Origin of the sequence: Bradyrhizobium yuanmingense (assembly GCF_029167105.1) — a bacterium.
Classification (GTDB): Bacteria; Pseudomonadota; Alphaproteobacteria; order Rhizobiales; family Xanthobacteraceae; genus Bradyrhizobium; species Bradyrhizobium yuanmingense_A.
The window spans coordinates 1-510 of sequence record NZ_JARFML010000130.1; the positions used below are offsets into that span (position 1 = coordinate 1).

1 protein-coding gene is annotated in these 510 nt (G+C 63.1%); it reads left to right on the top strand.

The annotated features are described in order from the left end of the window. Positions 1 to 510, top strand: a 510-nt coding sequence (locus P0R31_RS41315; RefSeq protein ID WP_275521258.1) for a chemotaxis protein CheW, incomplete at both ends; no start/stop codon positions are given.

A 510-nucleotide genomic window follows, 5' to 3' on the forward strand; every position in this document is an offset into this window, starting at 1 on the left:
ACAAGTTCATCTTCGCGCCGGGCTTCTCCACTGCCGCTGCCATCACCTCGGTCTCGGGCCGCGGCGTCGGCATGGACGTGGTCCGCACCAATATCGACCAGATCGGCGGCACCATCGACATCAAGAGCGTGGCCGGCGAAGGAAGCTCCGTCACCATCAAGATCCCGCTGACGCTCGCCATCGTCTCGGCGCTGATCGTCGAAGCCGCCGGCGACCGCTTTGCGATTCCGCAGCTCTCGGTGGTGGAATTGGTGCGGGCCCGCGCCAATAGCGAGCACCGCATCGAGCGCATCAAGGACACCGCGGTGCTCAGGTTGCGCAACAAGCTGCTGCCGCTGATCCATCTGAAGAAGCTGCTGAAGATCGACGACGGCGCGGCCTCAGATCCCGAGAACGGCTTCATCGTGGTGACGCAAGTCGGCAGCCAGACCTTCGGCATCGTCGTCGACGGCGTGTTCCACACCGAAGAAATCGTGGTCAAGCCGATGTCGACAAAGCTGCGTCACATCG